A 6,700-nucleotide genomic window follows, 5' to 3' on the forward strand; every position below is an offset into this window, starting at 1 on the left:
CGCCCCGGAGGGCAGAGTCCCGCCCTCACCGTTCCGGGGACGGCTCCGTCAGCTCGGGCTCCAGGCCCTCCGTCATCTCGCTGCGCCCCAGACCGGATTCGGCGCGCCACGCCTCGAAGGCCCAGGCGGTCCACGCCACCACGGCGAGCCCGAGCAGCCAGCCGCCGACCACATCGCTGAACCAGTGGACACCCAGCGCGACCCGGGTGAAGCCGACACCGAGCACCGACAGCACCGCCACCGCCCAGCACACCACCCGGCCGCGCCGTGGCACCAGCGGCAGCAGGACCAGCAGCAGCACCGCGAACGACGTCGTGGCGGTCATCGCGTGCCCCGACGGGAACGAGAAGCCGGGCGCCCGCGCCACCGGATCCTCCAGCGACGGCCTGGCCCGCTCGACCACCGCCTTGGCCAAGAGGCCCGTCAGGCCACCGGCCACCGCCGTGACGGCGGACCACGCCGCCAGCCGCCAGGCCCGCCGGTACAGCAGCCAGCCGGTCAGCAGCGCGACCGCGCAGCGCAGCGTCAGCGGGTCCCAGACCCAGTTCGACAGGAAGCGCAGCGCGCTCGTCCAGGCCGGGTGGTCGAGCGCCGTGCGGTGCAGCCGGTCGGCCGCGCCCGAGTCCAACGCCCGCAACGGCCGCCAATGCCCTTCCACGAGGACCAGCACCAGTGCGAACGGAACCGCGGACACCGCGGCCACGGCGGCGGCCCCGAGGAGACGCACGCCGAACGCGCGGTCCGCGGCCCGGCGCCGGTGTTCGCGCAGCAGACGTGTGGTGGCTCGTACAACCATTCATGCTCCCGGATCGGCGTGTATCGGACCGGGCCGGCGGGCGCGGACAGCCTCCAGCTGCGCCGCGAAGGACAGCCCGAGGAACAGGGCTATGGACGTCAGATAGGCCCACAGCAGCAGCGACATGAAGGCGCTCAACGGCCCGTAGACCGTGTCGAAGGAGCCGCTGAGGGACAGGTACTGGCTCAGCAGATAGGTGAGCGCCGTCCACAGCACCAGGTACAGGGCCGCGCCGAACGCCAGCCACGTGTAGCCGGGCTGATTGCGGCGCGGGGAACGACGGAAGATGGCGCTCGCCGACAGCAGAGCGAGGAGCAGCCCGCACGGCCAGCGCAGCAGGTCCCAGGTGGTCCGCGCCGTGTCACCGAGGTGGTAGACCGTCGCGGCGGCCGCGACGAGGTCACCGCCCACGACCATCAGGATGAACCCGAGGCCCAGCGGGATGCCGGCCGTCAGCGACATCACCAGACCCCGGAAGTACTTCTGGTGGAAGGGCCGGTCGCGCTCGACCCCGTAGATGCGATTGGCCCCGCGCTCTATCTGGCACATCGCCGTCGTCACGTTGACCAGCGAGAACAACAGCCCGAACCAGAGCGTGAGCTGCGACCCCTCACCGGCCCGCCGGCGGCTGCGGTCGAGCGCGTCGTCCACCACATCGGCGCTCGGCCCGGCCGCGAGCCGATGGATCGTCAGCTCAGCGAGCCTGCCCACGTTCTCGGTGTGCAGCGAGGCCGAGAGCCCGACGAACGCGATCACCAGCGGTATGACCGCGAGCACCGTCTGGAGTGCCAGCGCACGCGAGTGGCTGAACCCGTCCGCGTACCGAAAACGCACGAACGAGTCACGCACCAGCGGCCACCGCCCGTAACGGCGCAGCGAGGCGAGCGCTTCGTCGGCGGTCAGCTCGTCGCCCGACATGTCACGGGTCTGCGGAACCCGGGTCGCGGTGCCCATCACTCGCCCCCCGACGGCAGCAGGACGGTGAGCGCTCCCGGACGCACCTCGGCCACGAGCCGGCCTCCTCGGCCCACCGGATCGCCGTCCAGCTCCCTCGACTGCGGTGCGGCGAACCGGAGTTCGGCGCGGCGGAAGGTGAAGTACTCCACGGGCGCACCGGCGGAACCGCCCTGCTCCGGACGTCCGCGCAGCACCGCCCCGACGGCGCGCAGCCAGCCGCCCGGACCGCGCGGGTCGAACACCGCCAGGTCCAGGAGCCCGTCGTCGGGCTCGGCGGACGGGACGAGCGTGGCACCGCCCTGTACGTCCCCGATGTTGGCGAGCAGCACCATCCTCGCCGTACGACGCGTCTCCGGCCCGCCGTCCAGCCGGATGGACACCGACATGCGCGGCGCCCGCAGACCCCGCCATCCGGCGACCACGTACGCGGGCCAGCCGATCGCGGCCTTCGCCGCACTGCCGGTGTTCTCCAGCATGGCGGCGTCCAGGCCCGCCCCGGACATCGCGGTGAAGTGGGTGGCGGGCAGGCCGTCGCCCTCGATCCTGCCGAGGTCGATCCGGCGCGCGGTGCCCGACAGCGCGGCGGCCAGCGCGTCGACGGGTGACACCGGCAGGCCCAGATTCCGGGCGAGCAGGTTGCCCGTGCCGCACGGGACCACGGCCAGCGGGACCCCCGTCCCGGCCAGCCGGTCGGCCGCGGCCCGGATCGTCCCGTCGCCCCCGCACACCACGACCAGCGACGCCCCCGCGCGCACCGCTGCCGCCGCCTGCCCGCCGCCCGGGTCGTCGGCCGTCGTGTCGACGAACTCCGCTGCGTGATGCCCGTGCTGCTCCAGGACGAGCCGCAACGTCTCGCGCTGCACCTCGTCGGTCACCGTCGGGTTGACCACGACGACCGTGCGCCCGGCGACCTGCCGGGCACGCTCCGCGGCGGCCTCCTGGGCGATCTCCATCGCGTTCTTCGGCACCGGGGCCGGGCTCGTGCCCTCGGCCAGCAGGGCCCGGCCCGCCACCAGGAGGGACAGGGCTCCGTTCAGCAGGCCGCCGAGCACGTCGGTGGGGTGGTGCATCCCCCGGTAGAGCCTGGCAAGACCCACGAGCAGCGGGATGAGCAGCAGCAGCCCGGCGAGCACCTTGTGGCGTCGGCCGCGCCCGCCGGGAAGGAGGGCCAGCACGGCAAGACCCGCGTACAGGGCCGTCGCGGCCCCGGTGTGCCCGGAGGTGTAGCTCGCCGTCGGCGGTGACGCGTCGAGCCGGTCCACGTCGGGCCGGCTGCGGTCCACGCAGATGGTGATGACCAGGAACACCAGGGACTGGAGCGAGACGCCGACGGCGAGAAAGACGGCCTGCCGCCACCGCGGGAGGCGGGGGAGCACCACCAGGCCCAGGCAGACCAGCACGGTGATCGCGATGATCGTGAGCGTGTTGCCGGCCTCCGACGTGACGGACGACAGTTCGGTCAGGGGACCCGTCCGCAGGTGCTCGAACCCCTCGTTGACCTCGTCCTCGACGCTCACCGGCCAGATCGCCTGCGCGGGCCCGGTGATCAGGAGCCCGAGCCCCACCATCAGTGCCGCCTGCCCCACGGTGAGAGCGGCGAGGCGCAGACCCGCTGTGCGGAGGCCGGTCGTCAGGGCGGGGGAGCGGCCCGGGACGGCGGGCGCGCGCGAACCCGTCGGCGGGACGGGTCTCTCCGGCTGGGTGGCGGACATGGTTCCCCCTGTTCGGTGGTGGGGAAGGTGGAGGCCCTTCCGGTGCACCGCCGTCTGCCCCGTAATCCGCCCGGCAGGCATGGAGCCCGGGTCTGCCACCGAACCCCTGGTGACCGGGTGTGACCGGCGACGGTGCGGGTACGCGGAGCTGCGTCCGGAGGAACGAGGAGCCGCGAACAGGAGGATGGCCATGGCGGTGCCGAAAACGGGTCTGCTGGTGCTGGACTGCGCCGAACCGCAGGAGCTGGCGGACTTCTACGCCGCCTTGCTGGGCGCCGAGGTCCGGCCCGGTTACGAGCTCGACGTCATCGAAGTGGTGGGCGCGGCCGGTGTCCACCTCGCCGTACGCATGGACCACGGCTACGCACCGCCGAGCTGGCCGCGCCCCGACGACTCGCAACAGGCCCACCTGCGCATCATGGTCGCCCGGGAGGACATGGACGAGGCGGAACGGGAAGCCGTCGGCCTCGGCGCACGTCCCCTGGACACGAAGAACAACGGCGGCGCACGCGACGCCCGCCTCTACTCCGACCCCGCCGGACACCCCTTCACGCTGGCCACACGCCCTTAGGCCGTGCCCGGCGGCGTTATCCACATCTCCCTACGCATAGGAGTGCACATGTCTTCCTCGATCGTCGAGACCGTCGACATCAAGGCCCCGGTCGCCGTGAGCTGGGCCCTGTGGAGCGATGTCGCCCGCTGGCCCGCATTCCTGAGCCACGTCCGTCGCGTCGACCCTCTCGACGCGCGCCGGTTCGCCTGGCAGCTCTCCCTCCCCGGTGCCGACAAGGAGTTCGTCGCCGAACTCACCGAGGTGATTCCGGAGAACCGGATCGCCTGGAAGACCATCGAGGGCGTCCACCACGCGGGGGTCGTCACCTTCCACCGGCTGGACGACGAGTCGAGCCGGGTGGCCCTCCAGATCGAGTACGAGCCGCAGGGTTTCGTCGAGTATCTGGGTGCCCTCACCAACCTGGACGCGGTGCTGGCCAACTACGACCTCGGTGAGTTCCAGAAGCTGGCCGAGCGGACGGCGCGGGGCGACTTCTGACAGCCCCGCGATCAGTCCACGGGGTGCCCCGGCGCAATGCCGAGGGCACCGGTGACCGACAGGAACGGAAAATCCCCGTCCGCCGGGTGGTGCACCTCCTCCGGGGCGAGCAGATGCCCGACGTGGTCCCCGCCGTCGACGCGCCGCACGACGCGGCCGACGAACCACGCGGGCGCCTCGTCCAGCACCGGCACCCCGCCCGGCCCGGGGTGCCAGGCGACCCGCGCGAACTTGTCCGTACGGTCTCCCGTCTCACCGCCGAAGAGCCGGGCCAGGGCGACCTGGTCGCGGCGGAGCAGATGGACGGCGAGCCGGTCGGCGCGGGCGGCGACCCGGCGGGTCCGGTTCAGCTCGGAAAGCCACACCATGAACCGGGGTGGCCGCATCGAGCACTGGGACCCGAAGCCGACCAGACAGCCGGCCCGCTCACCGTCCGCCTCGGCGGTCACGACGTACATCGGATAGTCCAGCGCTTCGGTGAACCGGTCGAACGCGTTCACGGCGGGGCACTCCCTCCCGGGCTCCAGGGTCTCTGACGGCATCACCCCGCCGGTTCGCGAACCGGCGGGGTGATGCGGGGGCACACGTTACCCAGGCAACGTGGGCGGCGGCTCAGGCCATCTCGGGCTGCGGCTCCAGCTTCGGAACGGCCGCCGCCTCCGGTTCCCAGCGCCGGATGATCCGTACGTACCCGTAGATCACCGAGCCCATGGCCAGGATGAGAAGCGGCCCGAACACCCACGGGTGGTGGGCCATCTCCAGCGACAGGTAGCGGTACGACACCAGGAGCGCGGCGAAGACCACGGTGCCGTAGGCGACCAGGCCGACGGCCGGCCGGTCCCAGCCGCGTTCCAGTGCGCGCATGCCGGTCTCGATCGTCAGCGTGAACACCACACCGGCGACGAGGTCCGCGCCGTAGTGGTAGCCGAAGCCCAGCGTCGCGGCGAGCGTGGCGACGAGCCAGAAGGTGCCCGCGTACCGGAGGAACCTCGGGCCCTTGCGCGAGTGGATGAAGATCGCGGTGGCCCACGCGGTGTGCAGGCTGGGCATGCAGTTGCGCGGGGTGATCTCGTCGAACGGCATGTGGTGAGGTGTGCCGATCGGCACGGGGGTGTCGGGCCACATGTCGGCCACGGCCCAGTGGCCGCCGTCGGAGCCGAACGCGAAGACCGGGCCGACCACCGGGAAGATCATGTAGATGGCCGGGCCGAGCAGGCCGATCACCAGGAAGGTGCGGACCAGGTGGTGGCCGGGGAAGCGGCGTTCCGTCGCCACGTTGCGCAGCTGGTACAGCGCCACGCACACCGCGGCGACCGCGAGCTGCGTGTAGACGGCGTCGAGGAAATGGGCGCCGGCCGAACCCGTCGCCTCGATGAGCCGCCCCACCGCCCAGGACGGGTTGCCGAGCGCGTGGTCGGCGTTGGCCATGTACTGGTCGAGCACCTCGGGACGCGTCTTGGACGTGATGACCAGCCAGGTGTCACCGGTCTTCCGCCCGGCCACCAGCAGCAGACCCAGACCGACACCCTTGAGGAGCAGCATGCGCTCCCGGCCCGTGCGGCGGGTGAGGGCGATGACCGTGACCCCCACGAGCACCCACAGCGCACCGTTTCCGAAGGGGTGCCCCTCCTTGACCGGGGCGTCGGCCACCCACCTGATCAGGGCGATGACGATGTCGATGCCCGCCGCCACACCGACCGCGATGAACCGCTGCCGCCAGGTGAGGACCACCAGCATCAGACCCATGCTGGCGTACAGCAGGAAGCCCGATGTGGGGGGGACCACCACTTCTTGCACCTGGGTGGTGACCGGCCCCGGCAGCCCGTAGTGGCGCGCGGCGATCTCCAGCGCCACGAGGAACGCGAGCGTCACCACCGCCGCCGCAGTCCACAGGATCGCTCTAGGCTGACGCCACGCGGCGAAGGGTATTCGGCGGCTTATTCGCGAAAACACCCGCGATGCTATAGATATCAATTCTCTGGCCGATGTCCTGGGTTTTGGTCAAATAGGTCGCTTTTCATGCCGCATGGCATGGTGTGCGGGCGATGAGGGTGGTCGCCGGGGTGGGATCATGCTAGCCGAGGGGTTTCGACGGGTATTCGGTGGTCGTGTCCCCGTTCGAAAACGGTGTCCCGAATGCGGTGCAGCCCGCCCCAGGGGGAGGGATTCGGTGCTCCCCTCCCG

The 6,700-nt window shown here is 71.7% G+C and carries 7 protein-coding genes; 2 read left to right on the top strand and 5 right to left on the bottom strand.

The genetic code is table 11. The annotated features are described in order from the left end of the window. Positions 1-25 precede the first annotated feature (25 nt). Genes ACN6LM_RS29485 through ACN6LM_RS29495 form a run of 3 tightly spaced genes read right to left on the bottom strand, consistent with a single transcriptional unit; the run spans position 26 to position 3,465 of the window. Positions 26-796, bottom strand: coding sequence for a phosphatase PAP2 family protein (locus tag ACN6LM_RS29485; protein ID WP_445068429.1), 771 nt, complete (start codon positions 794-796; stop codon positions 26-28). Continuing rightward, complete coding sequence (locus ACN6LM_RS29490; protein WP_445068430.1) at positions 797-1,750, bottom strand: YihY/virulence factor BrkB family protein; 954 nt, start codon at positions 1,748-1,750, stop codon at positions 797-799. Then, on the bottom strand, positions 1,750-3,465 hold the full coding sequence (locus ACN6LM_RS29495; RefSeq protein WP_445068431.1) for a diacylglycerol kinase family protein: 1,716 nt from the start codon (positions 3,463-3,465) through the stop codon (positions 1,750-1,752). The genes ACN6LM_RS29490 and ACN6LM_RS29495 overlap by 1 nt, the downstream gene beginning before the upstream one ends. A gap of 190 nt (positions 3,466-3,655) precedes the next feature. On the opposite strand from ACN6LM_RS29495, the gene ACN6LM_RS29500 reads away from it, so the two are divergent. Beyond that, positions 3,656-4,036, top strand: a complete 381-nt coding sequence (locus ACN6LM_RS29500) for a VOC family protein (protein ID WP_445068432.1) — start codon at positions 3,656-3,658, stop codon at positions 4,034-4,036. 48 nt (positions 4,037-4,084) lie between these two features. After that, positions 4,085-4,516, top strand: a complete 432-nt coding sequence (locus tag ACN6LM_RS29505) for an SRPBCC family protein (RefSeq protein ID WP_425815325.1) — start codon at positions 4,085-4,087, stop codon at positions 4,514-4,516. Positions 4,517-4,527: 11 nt separating this feature from the next. Here ACN6LM_RS29505 and ACN6LM_RS29510 read toward each other — a convergent pair whose 3' ends face one another. Together ACN6LM_RS29510 and ACN6LM_RS29515 are read right to left on the bottom strand one after the other, a co-directional pair. Next, entirely contained in the window at positions 4,528-5,016 is a 489-nt protein-coding gene (locus ACN6LM_RS29510; RefSeq protein ID WP_445068433.1) for a flavin reductase family protein, read from the bottom strand. A gap of 112 nt (positions 5,017-5,128) precedes the next feature. Continuing rightward, positions 5,129-6,391, bottom strand: a complete 1,263-nt coding sequence (locus ACN6LM_RS29515) for a phosphatase PAP2 family protein (RefSeq protein ID WP_445068434.1) — start codon at positions 6,389-6,391, stop codon at positions 5,129-5,131. Positions 6,392-6,700 lie beyond the last annotated feature (309 nt).

The organism is Streptomyces sp. SAS_281 (genome assembly GCF_052542855.1).